The sequence below is a fragment of the Paenibacillus sp. JT31N17 genome (assembly GCF_056269255.1).
Genome location: NZ_JBWDNP010000001.1, coordinates 871,762 through 887,746, shown reverse-complemented (window position 1 = coordinate 887,746; position 15,985 = coordinate 871,762). Strand labels below are relative to the sequence as shown.

The following is a 15,985-nucleotide window of genomic DNA, read 5'->3' as shown; positions in this document are numbered from 1 at the left end:
GCATCAGCTCTTTTTCTTATTGAATGCCTTTTTCGTCGAAATAAGCGGTTGCCTGCTCTTTCACATACTCCAGAATTTTATCCACGCCCGCCGCTTTCAGCTTGCTGCGGTATGTCTCAAGCGCCTTCACCGGGTCGGCCACAAGACCCATCATGAGCGGCTGGCCATATTGCTTGATCACCTGGTTCACGGCAGCCTGCTGCGCCTTCACCGGTTCATAGTCCATGGTGATCGGCTCGAAGATGTTAGGCTTGCTTTCCGCCTCGAACTCCTCATTCAGCGCCTGCATGCCGTCCCAGCCGCCTTTTTGTGCCAGCATGTTGTCTTTGTTGCGCCAGCCCCAGCTTGTAATGTCATAATTCTTCCAGTCCTTGGTCACCGCTACTCCCGCAGGAGGCGAGACGAATGTTTTGCCATCGGCCTCGATTGAATAATGCGTGCCCTCGATGCCGTATGTCATCAGACGGAAATAAGTGGGATCGTTCCGCAGCTTGTCGAGCACCATAAGCGAACGCTCAGCGTTCTGGGCGCTCTTCGGAATCGCCATGGCGTTGGCCATTGGCAGCGTCGGAATCGAATAGTTATGGAATCTGGTGAACGGGAAGTAGCCAAGCTTGTAGTCCGGATTTGTTTTGGATACGTCCGTAATAAAACCCCCGGCTCCCGGAGCATTCCGCCAATAGACGGCGCCCGTGCCTGCCTTGATCAAGTCCCCTGCTTCCGTCTGGGAAGACAGCGTGTTGGAAGCCCAGAAGCCTTTATCCGCCCAGGTTTTCATGCGTTTGACGTATTCCTCGAACTGCGTCGTGAATGGATAGGCAACGATATCCCGCGGATTGTCGTAGGAAGAGGAAGCAATGACGCTGCTCTCGCCGCCATAAATCTTGAAGTCATAGTAATCCTGGAACAGAGTGTAGACTTCGTTCCAGGCTTTCCCTCCGATCGGCGTGACGCCTTTCTTGTTCGCCTTCACGCCGTCCAGATAAGCTTCAATCGAATCCAGATCCGTAATCTCCGGCAGGTTCAGTTCTTCCCGCCAGTCTTCACGGTAGACGAGGCCGTTCGGCGTATACTCCGGATTCGTGTTCGGCACGGCGTAGATTTTGCCCCCTACGGTTGCCGTGTCCCAATCCTCCTTGGGCACTTGCTCCCAGGTTTGCGGCATATAGGTGGGCAGCAGGTCGGTCAGATCCATAAATGCGCCTTGTTTGGAATATTTGTAGAAATCCGCCCAGCTTGAAGCAAACAGCATATCCACTTTCTCGCCTGAGGCGAGCAGCAGATTATATTTGCTCTGCCATTCGTTCCAGGAGGTAAAGTTCAATTTGACCGTCGTATTCAGATCCTTCTCCAGCATTTTGTTCCATTCATCCAGAACCTTCGGCGTATCCGCATGAGCGTCTCCAAGCAGATACCATATGAGTTCAACCTTCTTCGATGTATCCGGCTTGGCCGGGTCCTGGCTTTGGGCGTTGGTCGTGGAAGCATTGCCGCCAGGCGGCTCGCCTGCGGCGGCATTCGAACCGCCATTGTTTGAGCCGCCGTTGCTGCACGCGGCGAGAAGAGCCGCTGTCAATGTCAGCGAAATGGCAGCCGTCGCCCATTTCATGCGTTTGAAGAACATGTAATATCCCCCTTTTGATTGGCTTGAATGTATGTTAGCCGGCAATCCGGTTCTAACCTTTGACCGCGCCGATCGTCAGACCTTTGACGAAGTAGCGCTGCAGGAACGGATAAAGCAGAATGATGGGTCCTGTGACGACAACCGCAGCCGCCATCTTGAGCGTCTCAGTCGGCGGCTTGAAATTCGGAGACAGATTTCCCGCGATGCTGGTCTTCAGTACCGAGGCGCTTGCCAGAATCTTGTACAGCAGGAACTGCAGCGGGAACTTACTCTCCGTGGTGATGAACAGATTGGCGGTAAACCAATCGTTCCAGTATGCCAGCGCCATGAACAGCCCGATCGTTGCCAGACCCGGTGTGGAGAGCGGCAGGATCAGCTTCAGGTAAATCTTGAAGTCGCCGGCGCCGTCGATCTTGGCTGATTCGACAATTGAATCTGGAATCGATTTCATGAAATTTTTCATTAAAATGATATTCCACGCACTGAGCAGGCTCGGGATGACGAGCGCCATATAGTTGTCCTTCAGGCTCAAATAGTTGACGATCAGTATATACCACGGAATCAGCCCGCCGCTGAACAAGGTGGTGAAGTAGATAAAGAACGACAGGCCGTTGCGGTACTTGAACTCCTTGCGTGATAGAACATAGCCGGCCATGGAGGTCATGAACAGGCCCAGCGCCGTGCCGATCAGCGTAATCAGGATCGTTACTTCGTACGCCTTGTAGATCTGGATCGGGTTCGTGAACATGGCCCGGTAGGCGTCCAGCGAGAATTGGTCCGGAATGAGCTTGAAGCCCTCCGAGATGATCTCCGTCTCCGAGCTGAGCGAGCCTGTAATAATGACCAGGAAGGGCAGCAGGCACATTACCGACAGGAGCGTCAGAAACGAATAGCCGGCCACGTTGAATACCAGTGTAGATCTTTCCATTTTCATCGGATGTAGGCTCCTCCTAGAATAAAGCGTAATCTTCGCGCGTCCTGCGAATGACATAGTTCACGCCAAGGACGAGCAAGAGTCCGAACAAGGATTGGTACAACCCTGCCGCGGTCCCCATGCCGATATCGAAATTGACGGCGAGAGAGCGGTACACATACGTATCAATGATGTCCGTCGATTCGAAGAGAATGCCGTTCTGGCCGACGATCTGGTAGAACAGATCGAACTGGCCCTTCAGGATGCCGCCCAGACTGAGCAGAATCAGCAGAATGAATGTCGGCACCAGCATCGGGATCGTAATTCTCCGGATCCGCTGGAAAATGTTCGCACCATCGATCTTAGCAGCCTCGTAATATTCGTCGCTGATGCTCATAATCGCGGCCAGGTAGATGACCGTGCCGTATCCGAGGCCTTTCCACACATGAAAAAACACGATAATGTATTTCCACGGTGCGGTATGCATGTAGAAGTCGTATCTTGGAAAGCCCATCTGCGCAAGCAGCGTCGGGATAACTCCGGTCTGCGAGCTGAACAGATTCAGAACGAAAGCGCCTATAAGAACGAAAGAAATGAAAAACGGGAGAAACATGACGGACTGCGCAGATTTCTTGAACCATTTGCCGGGCAGCTCCGCCAGGAAGATTGCGCAAAACAGCTGAAGCGTATTGCCAAGCAGAATGAAGACAATATTGTACAAAATTGTGTTTCTTGTAAGCGTGGCCAATTGTCCGGAACTGAACAGGAACTGAAAGTTGTCGAAGCCGACGAACTGGCTTCCGAACAAGCCGCCGTCAAAACTGTAATTGGTAAAAGCGTAATAGACGCCTACCATGGGGACGTAGCTGAACAGGGCAAAGAACAACAGCGCGGGCGCGATCATGAGGAACATGACCCGATTCTTCCCCAGTTCTCTGAAAAATCCGACCATCGTGCACCTCCGTACCGGAATGAATGAGTAATGGACAAAGCGGACTGACTAACTGTAAAAATGCATCACTCCCACATCAATTTATGAAATCGATTTCCTAAATGAAATGACGTCGTTCCGTTTCAGGTTTCCTTAACCTATCTGAGCACAAAACGCTGATATGGGGCCGATCTCCCGCCTCGCATTCATAAAATACGCTTTCAACAAAAACTTTCGTTACAAGCGGATTGATTTGTCCGGTCTCAGTATTGAAATCGATTTCATTTTGAATTATAGTGTTGATATCGAGCTTCTGTCAAACAAATTTTTAGAGCAAAGTTGAGGATGACTATGGATATCAAGATCATCGATGTTGCGAACAAGGCCGGCGTCTCCCCTGCAACGGTATCCCGTGTATTGAACGGCAATTCCTACGTCAAGGCGAAGACCAAAGACAAAGTAAATAAGGTGATCGCCGACCTCGGCTATCACCGGAACGCGGTGGCCAAGAATTTGCGGTCACAGAAAACGATGACAATCGGGGTCATCGTCCCGGATATTAACGCTTCTTATTTTGCTGAGATCATCAAGGGCATCGAGAACATGGCCTATTCCCGCAGCTATAAGGTCATTATCTGCGATGTGGAGAATCAGCCCGACAAGGAACTGGATTATCTGGGTCTGCTTATGAGCCGCACCGTGGATGGCATGATCCTGGCGACTCCCGCCACTGCGGATGAGGAGATCGTCCGCTTCTCGGACAAGGGGTATGCAATCGCCGTGATTGGCAGACATATCGAGCATCCGAAGGTGCCCTGCATCTACACGGACAACGTAAAGTTCTCGAAGGAGGTCGTCGACCACCTGGTTGGCCTCGGTCACCGCAATATCGTGTTCCTGAGCGGCTACGCCGAAGCGGTGGACAGCTTCGAGAGGCTTGAAGGGTACTTGAAGGGGTTGAAGGAATATCAGATCCCGTTCCGTCCGGAGCTCGTCGAGAACGGCAACTTCAATGAGAACGGCGGATATGAAGCCATGATGAGGCTTTTTGCCAAAAATATCCCCTTCACTGCCGTATATGCGGCAAATGATGAGATGGCTCTAGGCGTATACAAGGCCTGCCGGGAAACCGGCATCCGCATCCCGGAGCAGCTGGCCGTTGTGGGTGTCGACAACAACCGGATCAGCAAGTATTTGACGCCGACGTTGACTACGGTCAACCAGCCCAAATACGCGATGGGCGCGATCATTGCCGAGAAGCTGATCGATCAGATGAACGCCGACGAGTTCGCGGCCAAATGCGTGTTCAAGGTCGATTCCGAATTGATCCTGCGTGGATCGACCGAGCATCGCTTGAAATAAAAAAAGAGGCGGTCCGCCGCCCTTTTTGCTTGATCGTCCCAAATTCGAAAAGCAGGCTAGTACTGTTTAGGAACCTTTTATCCAAAAGTAATAGATAGCTGCGATTGCAAACGATACCAGCGAAATCAGAAAAAACCATGTAGATAATTTCGCTTTTAATCTCCGTTCTTTGGGATCCGGATTCTGGGAATAATAGTTTCCTCTCTGCCTGTTTCCATCCGTCCATGCTCCAACTAAAATACCCGCCAGAAATAATGAAATAATACCTATGTATACGAATATCGACAAATACCCCATCTCCTTAGTCGTCGACAGCCGGTTTTTGTTATTTATTGGCTATTTTAAATTTTTGGATCATATAGACGAATTGCCTTGCAATCATACTGGAAGCAAAAGACAACAATGTGTAAATCATCAACCAAATGAGGAATGTCGTATTATATACGGTAAAAGTCAACACAACAGTAACCCCAAACGTCAGTGTTGGAGCAATGAATATATTTTTTAGAACGATGTACCCAACAAAGCCAAGCAGAATGAAAATAATGGGGAAAATGATCATGATCCAAGAGAACTCATTTATCATTTTTCACCTCCTGATTCCCATTCCCTTCTGGTTACTCAATATATGTTCAGATAACCATGTAACCGCCCCTGCCGCCATGATCGCGGCCGCAGCAACAAATCCAGCATAACCCAGTCTGGTACGCACCGCAGCGGTCTGTTTATCATAAAATTCCGGCTTTCTCATCGTCCCCAACCATAAGTCACCGATCAAATTCACGACCACAAGGATAAAGCTTTTCGTTATTTTCACTTCAATCCCTCCCTTTGTGAATACTTCTAATCGTAACATATTATACCTGTTTTGTTGATTTATTCGTTTATTAACCAAGCCGGGAGCATGGAGATTTTGGATTGAAGTTAATGTAGCAAGCGAATTTCCATCTACGCCCAGGGCACCTGATGGATGCAGTCCATCAATAAAAATCCGGTTCAGCCGTCATTGGGTGGCCGCCTTAGGATAGCCAATTGTCACCATTGATATCGTAAAATAAAGCCGCACTTAAAACGACGCAAACAAATAGAAGGGGACATCTGCCCCCCTCTTCGTATGTTTGTAACTAAAACGCACTATAGAAACGAACAAGTGGCAAGGCAGGCAGAATGCTTGTGCAAAAGGGTTTGTGTTCGTCCTGGTTCCCTGATTTCGACCATAAACCTTATATTCAGGGAATCCGGGAACAACAGCGATTGGTAGAGCATTCCTCCTGCACAGCGGCTTCTGGTCACATCTTTAGCTCGTTTTAATCGAATGCACCGGACGAAATTGCGCCATCAGCATCTCCGCCCACTGCTCGTTCGCGTGTATCGTACGTCCGGCATTATGGGGAGTGTGTACGACGTTATGCCTGCCGAGCAAAGGATCGTCCAGCGGCAGCGGTTCAATATCGAATACGTCGGCGGCAAGACTGATCTCATCGGCCAAAACCCTTTCCCTGACCGCTGCCATGTCGCAAATTAATGCTCTAGTCGCCAGAACGACCAGACACCCCTTGGGAAGTGCATGAATATGATCGGCGGTGATAATTCCCTGTGTCTTGGCGGTCAAAGGCACCATCGGCACGAAGATATCCGCATCCTTGACGAGCTCATCCAGATGCCACACTTTGCGGGCGCCCGCGCGGTGAAACGACGGTTCGGACGCGAATGGATCCCATGCCGCTGCATCCGCTCCAAGCATGCTCACAAAACTGGCATAACGGCTGGCGATATTGCCTGCTCCTATAATCCGTACCTTCTTCCCGAACACGGTACCGTTCGTGAAGTTCGGATCGTCGCCGAATTGGTGGCCCCGTGCTTCCGGCATCCCCATATTTCCCGGAGGATTATAATCCCATGGCGCCAGGCTGGAAATGATGGCATGATGGGACTGCGGAATACGCCGAAGGCCGCAAAGCGTCAGAGCAAGGCCGAATTCCGACACGGATTGGCCCCAGAAGCCCTCCGAGGGATGCTTGTAGATCTGAACCCCGGCCCGCTCCCAAGCATCTCGAATTTCCGGCTCCAGCTCTTCACTGTATCCATCGGTACAGATTGCTGCTTCCCTAAGCGATGTGAATGCCCCCAGGCAATCTCCTGTAATGTCTACACCAAGCACTGCCAGGCGGGTGATCTCAGCTGGGCTCCGGACAACCTCTCCGAGCTTTTCCTCACTTCCAGTCAGGAGCCGAATGAGCTGCGTGTCCCCTTGACCGCTCCACATCCTGTGCAAATGATTTGCAGCAAACGGCCATACGGTATCAAAATTCGGATGCACGACAACAGCGCTTTTCATCGTCAATTGTTCCTCCCATTACGAAATTCATTCCAATTCGCTTCAATTTGCGCTGCGTCGATTTCACCCGTATAGACGAAGACCCGATGTCTGAACGATTGCGTACTGCCCGCTTCGAGCTGCCAATCTCCGGCTATGCACAGGCTTGGGGCAGCCCCGAATTGGCCGTCCACGCGCCATGGAACCGGATAGCCAGGATTAGCAGGATGGTCCATTACCGCTATGCCGGCTGCCGATTCACGGCCTTCTATCGGCATGGAAATAGCCATCCAGCGGGCAGGCTTGCCGTCAGCCTCTTCCCTTGCGAGCCCCTCGCTGCTTATGCTGCTCCCGCCGAATGCCTCGCGGTATGGCATTCTGATAAATAATCCGCCGTAATCGTAACGTTCGAACGTTAAGGCGGTATGAGCCTTGAGCGTCCATTCCAGGTCCAGCTCATAGATGTTCCCGCGGTCGCAGAAGGTCCACCGCTGCTCCTCGGCAAGGAGGGGAGTACCGTCAGGCGAACGCCAGCCGGTCTCCACTGCCCATTCCGCTTTACTCCCGGTTACTACAGGAGGCCGGAGAGGCTTCGGGTGAAAGGTTCCATCCATCGGATCATTCCGCAAGCCCTCCTCCCAGAAACCGGCGCCGTTGACCTTATTGAGCCCCGTATACAACCCATGCTGCCACGGATGATGGGCGGGAGCATTTTCGGTAAGCTCGCCAATCCCGTCGGGCGACAGAATTGGATGAATATAGGGGCGGCTGTTGGCTGCAGCGTTTTGCACGAGAACCGGCCGCGTTCCGCCCGCCCGGAAGATTTCAATAGAATGCGGGGTACTAACGGCATGAAGCGCAGCTTCGCAAGATTTCATGATGGGCATGCCTCCGTCCTTCAGTTTTTGGTTTAGCGGAAAACAGGCAATTTGAGGGGGATTCCGCCCTGCATGGCGGATTCATGCGCAACAAGTCCCGTACACGTCCAGTTTGCGGATGCGAACACATCCGGAAACGGCGGACGGTCCTCTACGAGACTCATAATAAACTCATGCGCCAAATGAGGATGGGATCCGCCATGGCCATTTCCCTGCTTGAACGAAAGATGCTGATTCTCGTCTGCATTGTAGACGCCCTCGGCCGTATATTTACGGATGCCCTCCGGAAGCAGGTGGGCATAATCCGGGATCTTCACACGCTCGCCGTCCTCCCCGCGGAATACCAGCGGTTCTTCCCTTTCCAGCTGCTGCCACTCGAAGCTCATCTTGTCCGCATAAACATTAAAGCTCTCGATATACTCACGGGAAATTTCGAATAAGGACCGGGTTACTTCCATCGCCAGGCCGGAATCGCGGAGACGCACGAGAGCCGACTCGGCAGCAAAAGGCGAGCCGTACTTGGCCGCAAGGTTCCCGGCAATTTGCCCCGAACCGAAGCATACCACCGTGTCAGCTTCTTTTCCGGCCAATGCAAGAAGCGGACTTACCGCATGGGTTGCGTAATGCATGGGCGGCAGCCCTTCCCAATAACCCGGCCATCCGGACATCTCCTGCTGATGAGCGCCCCGCAGAAACTGCAGCCTGCCCAGCTTCCCGCTGTCGCGCAGCTCCTTCACATACAGAAACTCGCGCGTATACACGGCTGTTTCCATCATCATGTAGTGCTTGCCGGAGACTTTCTGCGCCTCGACAATCCGTCTGCAATCCTCCACTGAGGTGGCCATCGGCACCGTGCAGGCCACATGCTTGCCGGCAAGCAGTGCTGCGACAGATTGCCGGGCGTGAAAGGGAATCGGGGTATTGATATGGACGGCGTCCACATCCGGATCCTCAAGCAGTTCCTCAAAGCTGCTGTATCTTACATGGATCCCAAAATGATCGCCGATCCGATGCAGGCTATCCTCCGACCGCTGGCAGATCGCATACATCTCTGCGTGCGGGTGATTTTGATAAATGGGAATAAACTCGGCTCCAAATCCCAAACCGACAATGGCTACACGAATTTTTTGGGTCATCAATTATCCTCCTGCTTTGAATTTATAGTCCGGATATCCACTATAACCCATGCTGACATGCCTCATCTCCAAATATATCCGCGCCAATCAGATTTGATGAACAATTCTGCATTCTCATCCTCTGGCCCGGCTGCGCCCCTGGTTTCCCGTCAGCGGCTTGACACGCGATATTGCTTATAATGGGTATGGCTGCCGGCCGTATTGGACAATCCCACCTGACCCGTCCAATAAGGAAGGCCGTTATCTCCCGCATCCTCCACTTCAAGCGCAAGCTGTCCGTTCACGCTTACTGTAAACCGGTTCCCCACTGCTTCGACGGCAATCGTATAGTCCCGGCCATGCTCCCATTCGAAGTCGGCAGATGCGAGCTCCGTACAGCCGTTAGCATTCTTGTAAAAGCTCACTTTATTGCCGGGGGCAAGACCCGCGGCATAAGAACGGATACCGCCCTGCACCCTGACCAGCATCCTGTGATGGCTTCCGGATACGGGCCGAACGACCGCTTCAAACGCATAATCCCGCCACTTCAGATCTCCGGTATAGCATTCTGCGGATTCGCCGCTGTAGCTGCCGGACAATTCGCCCTGCTCCAGTGTCCATAATCCGCGCAAATAAGTAAATTGGCTGACCTCCTGATGCAGTCCGTGCCAGCGCTCTATGCGCTCGAAGCCAAAATCTATGGCGTAATCAGGCGCGCCCGAGAACTGGAAGTCATCCACATAGGCTACGAGATTCGCGGACCAGCCTTCGGCAGGCACGAACTCGATGCCCGCTTCGCCGATGCATACATTTTCCATCGAAGGCAGCTCATAGCGCAGAGTGGTCCACTCGCCTTTCACGGGCTCGATGCTGTCGGCATAGTGGCGCACATCGGCATTGACATCCTTGATGTACAGCCTTGCAATCACTCCGATGTTCACAAATTCAGGGATCATGACTTGGGCTTCGATGGTCTGCCCGGGATAGAGCAGCGGCGAGAAGCTCGGGTCGTACCTGCTGTCGTTGAAATCATGAGGGCGGTAGTAGGTCTGGTAATAGACACGATAGCCATACCCGCCGCTCACCCGGTCGAACAGCACCTTCAGGGAACGTCCGCCGCTTGCCGCCGCTTCCGGCGCGTTCGAGACGACGCCGGTAACATGCGCTCCGCTTGCATCTGCGTCCGTGCGGAATGCATGCGTCGATCCCGGATATTCGAAGTGAAAACGCGGCGATTCGCCGGTGAGGATCGGACGCCATTTGGCCGGAATGTCCGCGTTCGCGATTTTATAACCGAAGCTTGCGATATAGGAAGCGCACCAGGGAATATCCAGTATGTTCAGCGTTCCGATGACGCTGGAGCAGCACAGGAAATCGTTGATCGGCTTCCGCCATGCATCATCAATGCCGTCAAGGCCATTCCGCACGCCCATGATGGTCCCGACATTTGCGACATTGCAATCCGTATCCCAACCGCACATGTTGCAGATATTGATCGAGCGAGAGAAGTCTCCTCCGCCGTACAGCAGCGACAGCACAATGACCGCCGCGTTCGGGATGATATGGCATTCGCCAGGATACAGATGGTAGCCGAACTTCTCCCGCACGAAGAGGAATGCCTCCCTCCAATCCTCCGGTTGACCCCCATGATATTCGATAACCGTTCGGGTCATTCGTGCGAATTCGCAATCCTCCGGGATCACGGACAGCCCCGCTTCCAGAATCTCATGCATATCCTGGCGGTCGAATGCGGCTGCGATGCAGGCCGCGATAAACATGCCGCCATACTTCCCGTTGCCGTCATGCGACACGCTGGCGATTTTCTCCGCATACTCTGCCGCAAGCCCCGGTTTGCCCGGTGCGATCAATCCCCATACATCAATGAAAATCTGCCCTCCGATCTGCTCCGCCACCGCAGCCCCATTCTGCTCGATCGATCCCGAGCGCGGCGCCATGATCCCGTTTTTCAGGTTCTGATAGGCGGTATGCTCGGTCGATTTGCCATAGCCGCCCCACCAATAGAAGCCGTGGCCATCGGGCGCATAATTAAGCCAGGTCAGCCCCATCTGCTCGGCAGTAATCTCGCTTGTATGCGTGTAATCCTCCAGCGCGCGGAGAAAAAACATGGGTCCGTTCGTGTCGTCATCCGCCGCGAAATTTTTAAACGTATGAAGATAGCCCGTGATTTCGCCGAATGTTCTTGCGATCCGTTCGTACGTCCACTGCTCGATATTGCCTCCATGACGGACGCCTATTACTTTCCCCAGCCATCCCGCGTAGACGCGTTCCGGATAATCTGCAGGCAGGATCTGATTATTCATGATGAATCCATTCTCCTCTCGGTTATGTTGCTTGTTTTTATCCCTTGATCCCCATGCTGGCAATTCCGCCGATCAGATTGCGCTGCGCAAAATAGTAGATGAGCAGCAGCGGCACGACGACGACAGTCGAAGCCGCCATGAGCAGGTTCCACTCGGAGCCTCTGCTGGAAACGAAGTTGGCAAGGCCGACGGCCAAGGTGAATTTCTCCGTTGAATTCAAATAAATGAGCGGCCCCATGAAATCGTTGTACACATTAGTGAATGTAAACACGACAATGATGGTCATGGAGGGACGCAGGACCGGGACAAGCACCTTCCACAGGATTTGCAATTCATTCGCTCCGTCGATCTTGGCCGCCTCGTCGAGGTCCTTCGGGATCGTGAGCAGGTACTGCCGCATCAGGAAGACGAAGAACGGATTCGCGAAGTAAGCCGGGACCGTCAGCGGCAGGTAGGTATCCACCCAATTCAGCTTGCTGAACATGAGGAAGGTCGGGATCATCGTCACCTGCTCCGGTATGAGCATGGTGGCGAGCATGATCATGAACAGCACCTCGCGTCCGCGGAAGCGGAACCGGGAGAAGCCGTATGCGACCAGCGTGCAGGACACGACCTGGCCAATAATGACGAAGAGCTCAATCGTAAGCGTATTCGTGATGTAGGTAGCGAACGGAGCAAACGAAAATGCGTTCGCATAGTTCGCCCACTGCGGGTCTGCCGGAATCCACTGCGGCGGAAATTGAAACGTGGTCGCTTTGGTCTTCAGCGATGTCGATATCATCCAGAAGAAGGGCACCATGCAGGCGAACGACAGGATGATAAGGAAGCAGTAAGCGGCAATTTTGCCAAAAGGCTTTCTCGCCGACACATTCACATTCGTCATTTCACCACCGCCTTCCTTCCCTGCGTCTCATCCGCCTCATAATAGACCCACCTGTTTTGCGTCGCATATACAATCAGCGCAAGCACAAGCGACAGGAGGCCGCCAATCCATGCCATGGCCGAAGCATAGCCCATATCGAATGATTTGAAGGCCTTCTGGTACAGATAAAGCATATAGAACAAGCCTGCATTGTCAGGACCGCCCCCGCCCCGGCCGTTGATGATATACGCCTGCGTGAAGACCTGGAAGGAACCGATGATGCCCATGAGCAGGAGGAAAAAGAGCGTCGGCGTCAGCAGCGGGATCGTGATCCGCCAGAACCGCCGGAACATGCCTGCGCCGTCAATTTTGGCGGCTTCGTACAGCTGCTCCGGAATATTCTGGAGGCCGCCCAGAAACAGGATGGCGTTCCCTCCAACCCCCCACAGGCTCATGATGACGTAGCTCGTGAGTATCCAGCTTGGATCCTTGAGCCACTGAGGCCCATCGATGCCGATCCAGGACAGCATATAATTCAGCAGCCCGTAATCGGCATTGAAGATCCACAGCCACAGCATGGAGACGGCCACGCCGGTAAGCACCGAAGGCAGGTAGAACAACGTCCGGAAGAAATTGATGCCCTTTACTTTAAGATTCAGCATCAGCGACAGCAGCAGGCCGATCACAAGACCTAGCGGAATGGCCATCGCGCTGTATGTGAGCGTAACCTTCATCGATTTGTAAAACAGCGGATCGCGGAACAGGCGGTTGAAGTTGTCCAGCCCTATCCAGGAAGGGCTGGCGTAGATATCCCAGTGCATGAAGCTCAGCGCCAGGGACGCGAGGATCGGGAAGGCGGCGAATGCCAGAAACCCGAGGATCCAGGGAGATATAAACAAGTAGCCGAGCCTTTCTTCCCGCCGGGCGCTTTTGGATAGCTTCACCATGATATGTCCACCTCCGATTCGTTACTTGACTGTTTGGGCTTCATCCAGCTTTTTCTGCATCTCTTCGGCTGCTTGCGGAAGCACGTCGCCCGGCGATTTCATCTCGACGCCCTTCAGCGGATTCACGATATCCGTATAGGTCTGGGTCATGTCTGAAGTAATATCATCGTAGGCGTTATTGCGGACATAGACCGGTTTCTTCGTCGGCTTCGCGCCCTGATCATAGAACACCTTCAGCGCCTCGTTGTCGAGCAGCTTCTGATCCTCCCAGATCTTCGGAATCGGCGGCCCCCATGTCAGCTCCTCCGCCACATCCTGGCCGATCTCCGTGCTCGACATGAACTTCATGAATTCCCATGTCGCTTCCTTATGTTTCGATTTGGCATTCATAAACCAGCTGACGATGTCGGCCCAGGCGTAATCCTCTCCGCCAGGTACTTTCGGAAACGATACGGCTCCCCATTTGAACGTGACATCCTTCAGCGAGTTATAGCCCCACAGCGTCCCCATTGTCATGCCCACCGTACCCGAGCCGAACGCGCCGTTGTCGCCGGACATCGTCTCCGAGATGGACGACGGAAGCACGCTCCCATCCTTCATCAGCTGCTGGCCAAGCTCGTAGGCCTTCATCGTTTCCGGCGAATCCAGCACGCCCTTCACCGTAAGCCCGTCTTCGCTGATCATATCGCCGCCATAATTCCACACGAGCGGCGTACCCGTTAGCAGCGAGTCGCCTGTTGCGATATCGGTGCCGAACACTTTCTTCTCCTCGTTCGTCACGGACTTCGCGATGCTGCGGAAATCATCAACCGTCCAGTCCTCCGTCGGATAAGGCACCTGCGCCGCATCGAACAGATCATTGTTGTACAGGACAACAGAGCTGGAATAGTCGCGCGGCAGTCCGTAATAATGGCCGTCCGCGCCCTTCAGTCTAAGATCCGTTATCGGCTGAAAATATTGGTTCATATCCCACCCGCTCGCTTCGATGAACTCGTCGATAGGCTGAATGTAGCCCCGGTCGAATTCGTTGCCAGGGTACCAGCCTACCCACATATCGGGACCCTTGCCTGCGGCGAACGCCGTGTTCAGCTTCTCAAAATAGCCTTCCTCCGGAATATTGGCCATCTTGATCCGGATATCCGGATGGCTCTCCTCGAATTTCTTGACCAGCTTCTCGTACAGCGGCTGCCAGTTCGCCAGGTCCGGCTGCCAGAATACGATTTCCGTCTTCCCTCCCGAGCCGCTTCCATTGGAGTCCTTCGTACAGCCTGCCAGCAGTCCCAGCACCAGTAAACATACGATCAATAGATGAATGTTTGTTTTCCTCACCATGAACCTCAACCCCTTTTTAAAGAGTGTGCTGCTTCCTTCTTTACTCCGCTTGTCACCTGCATATCTTTAATTAAAGCGCTTTCATTTTGCATTTCCATCATACCACCGCTGCTGATCGGCCGTCTTGCTAATAAGCACACTTCCCTTGTCAAAAACGGCTGGATTTCATATACGCTGTATGTTTGACCTGCCGTTTTGGATCCCTCAAAAAAATAACCCTCCCTGCAGGAACTTTAGAAGGGTTCATCATTTATCGGATTCAGCGGAAAGCGCCATTGCCCTCTCTCTGGTCAGGGCAAGCACGGACGCCTCAGCCCGGTACTCCTGCGGGGTCATTCCGACTATCTGCCTGAAAGCCCGGTAGAACGGAGTCAGGCTCTGAAACCCGCATTGCAGACAAATCGTCATCACCTGCATGTCCGAGGTGATCAACAGCCGTTTGGCTTCATTGATGCGCAGCTGGGTCAGGTATTCCTTGAAGCCCTCGCCGAGCATTTCCTTGAATAGGTGGCGCGTCCGCGACGGACTGAGCATAAGCACGCGCGCGACATCCTCCAGCTCTATGGGATCACGGAAGTTCTCCTTCATGAAGGATAATGCGGGATTCAGTTTATGATACAGATTAACGACCCGGTTAATCTCGCTCTTGGGCGTGTCGCTGCCATAGTGCCTCAGCAGCAGCGTACAGATTTGGAGCAAGCCGCCGCGGAGCATATTTTTGTAGCCTGTCCTCCGCTCGCCGTACTCCCTCTCCATCGACAGGAGCAAGCCGCCGATTTCTTTGGCTGCGGGTGAATGGGCCGGAATGTGGTTATGGAACTGGGTCGGGTTGTATACGAAAGGAAGGAGCAGCTCCTTCTCGCCCTGTTCAATGAATTCGGGATCGAAATACATAAAGGAAAAATGGCTGGGGTCGTCCCCATCGGACTGGGCGATATGCCGTTCCATATTATTGACGACGAACACATCGCCGGGCATGACGCGGAATTTTTTCTCGCCGAAATAAAACCAGCCTTTACCCGTATGACAGTATCCGATCTCAAGCGGCGTGTGCCAATGAAAAGTCTCGACCATCGTGCTTGGAGTCCACTCCTGGAACATAATGGGAAGGTCTTTTTCAAACTCGTATTTGAATTCCATGCCGATCCCCAACTTTTCGTCGAAATTGACTTCCTTTTTCTGTATGATGCCATCATAGTATGGCTGCCAAGCTCAAAGCAATACTGCACCGGAGTACACTGAAAATATAAAAAATCAGGCGGACACAGCCGCTCCGCCGTTAATCGCTTCCGCTTGTTCGCGATGGCACGTATTGAAACGTCACCACGCCCGCGTAATCGATAATTCGCTCAACAATAATGCCGATTGGCCGTACCCTGAGAT

General features: G+C 53.0%; 15 protein-coding genes. 1 reads left to right on the top strand and 14 read right to left on the bottom strand.

What is annotated here, in order from left to right; all coding sequences use genetic code 11:
* Positions 1-16: 16 nt before the first annotated feature.
* From AC0YOB_RS03820 to AC0YOB_RS03810, 3 genes are read right to left on the bottom strand one after another with little or no spacing between them, the layout of a single operon-like run.
* Entirely contained in the window at positions 17-1,624 is a 1,608-nt protein-coding gene (locus AC0YOB_RS03820; protein WP_475791624.1) for an extracellular solute-binding protein, read from the bottom strand.
* A 52-nt stretch (positions 1,625-1,676) separates the two neighbouring features.
* Entirely contained in the window at positions 1,677-2,558 is an 882-nt protein-coding gene (locus tag AC0YOB_RS03815) for a carbohydrate ABC transporter permease (RefSeq protein WP_210045397.1), read from the bottom strand.
* A gap of 16 nt (positions 2,559-2,574) precedes the next feature.
* Complete coding sequence (locus tag AC0YOB_RS03810) at positions 2,575-3,489, bottom strand: ABC transporter permease subunit (protein WP_475791623.1); 915 nt, start codon at positions 3,487-3,489, stop codon at positions 2,575-2,577.
* Positions 3,490-3,819: 330 nt separating this feature from the next.
* Here AC0YOB_RS03810 and AC0YOB_RS03805 point away from each other — a divergent pair, with 330 nt between their 5' ends.
* Complete coding sequence (locus tag AC0YOB_RS03805; RefSeq protein ID WP_210045399.1) at positions 3,820-4,830, top strand: LacI family DNA-binding transcriptional regulator; 1,011 nt, start codon at positions 3,820-3,822, stop codon at positions 4,828-4,830.
* A gap of 66 nt (positions 4,831-4,896) precedes the next feature.
* On the opposite strand, the gene AC0YOB_RS03800 is transcribed toward AC0YOB_RS03805, so the two are convergent.
* The 11 genes from AC0YOB_RS03800 to AC0YOB_RS03750 all read right to left on the bottom strand — a co-directional run bounded on the left by AC0YOB_RS03800 (position 4,897) and on the right by AC0YOB_RS03750 (position 15,742).
* The gene (locus AC0YOB_RS03800) at positions 4,897-5,127 is read right to left on the bottom strand and encodes a DUF5316 family protein (RefSeq protein WP_475791622.1); all 231 of its coding nucleotides are present in this window, start codon (positions 5,125-5,127) and stop codon (positions 4,897-4,899) included.
* A 28-nt stretch (positions 5,128-5,155) separates the two neighbouring features.
* The gene (locus tag AC0YOB_RS03795; RefSeq protein WP_475792297.1) at positions 5,156-5,392 is read right to left on the bottom strand and encodes a DUF2651 family protein; all 237 of its coding nucleotides are present in this window, start codon (positions 5,390-5,392) and stop codon (positions 5,156-5,158) included.
* Positions 5,393-5,419: 27 nt separating this feature from the next.
* The gene (locus AC0YOB_RS03790) at positions 5,420-5,647 is read right to left on the bottom strand and encodes a hypothetical protein (RefSeq protein ID WP_475791621.1); all 228 of its coding nucleotides are present in this window, start codon (positions 5,645-5,647) and stop codon (positions 5,420-5,422) included.
* 480 nt (positions 5,648-6,127) lie between these two features.
* Positions 6,128-7,168, bottom strand: coding sequence for an NAD(P)-dependent oxidoreductase (locus tag AC0YOB_RS03785; protein WP_475791620.1), 1,041 nt, complete (start codon positions 7,166-7,168; stop codon positions 6,128-6,130).
* A 2-nt stretch (positions 7,169-7,170) separates the two neighbouring features.
* Positions 7,171-8,025 carry a DUF6807 domain-containing protein gene (locus AC0YOB_RS03780; RefSeq protein ID WP_475791619.1) on the bottom strand — a complete coding sequence of 285 codons (855 nt, stop codon included), beginning with the start codon at positions 8,023-8,025 and terminating at the stop codon, positions 7,171-7,173.
* A gap of 32 nt (positions 8,026-8,057) precedes the next feature.
* The gene (locus AC0YOB_RS03775; protein ID WP_475791618.1) at positions 8,058-9,161 is read right to left on the bottom strand and encodes a Gfo/Idh/MocA family protein; all 1,104 of its coding nucleotides are present in this window, start codon (positions 9,159-9,161) and stop codon (positions 8,058-8,060) included.
* Between the two features lie 149 nt (positions 9,162-9,310).
* A complete protein-coding gene (locus tag AC0YOB_RS03770; RefSeq protein ID WP_475791617.1) occupies positions 9,311-11,461 on the bottom strand; it encodes an ADP-ribosylglycohydrolase family protein in 2,151 nt (716 codons plus the stop codon).
* Positions 11,462-11,498: 37 nt separating this feature from the next.
* The gene (locus AC0YOB_RS03765; RefSeq protein ID WP_475791616.1) at positions 11,499-12,344 is read right to left on the bottom strand and encodes a carbohydrate ABC transporter permease; all 846 of its coding nucleotides are present in this window, start codon (positions 12,342-12,344) and stop codon (positions 11,499-11,501) included.
* Entirely contained in the window at positions 12,341-13,270 is a 930-nt protein-coding gene (locus AC0YOB_RS03760; protein WP_475791615.1) for a carbohydrate ABC transporter permease, read from the bottom strand. Before AC0YOB_RS03760 ends, AC0YOB_RS03765 begins: the two co-directional genes overlap by 4 nt.
* A gap of 21 nt (positions 13,271-13,291) precedes the next feature.
* Positions 13,292-14,602, bottom strand: coding sequence for an ABC transporter substrate-binding protein (locus tag AC0YOB_RS03755; RefSeq protein ID WP_475791614.1), 1,311 nt, complete (start codon positions 14,600-14,602; stop codon positions 13,292-13,294).
* 246 nt (positions 14,603-14,848) lie between these two features.
* Complete coding sequence (locus AC0YOB_RS03750; protein ID WP_475791613.1) at positions 14,849-15,742, bottom strand: AraC family transcriptional regulator; 894 nt, start codon at positions 15,740-15,742, stop codon at positions 14,849-14,851.
* Positions 15,743-15,985 lie beyond the last annotated feature (243 nt).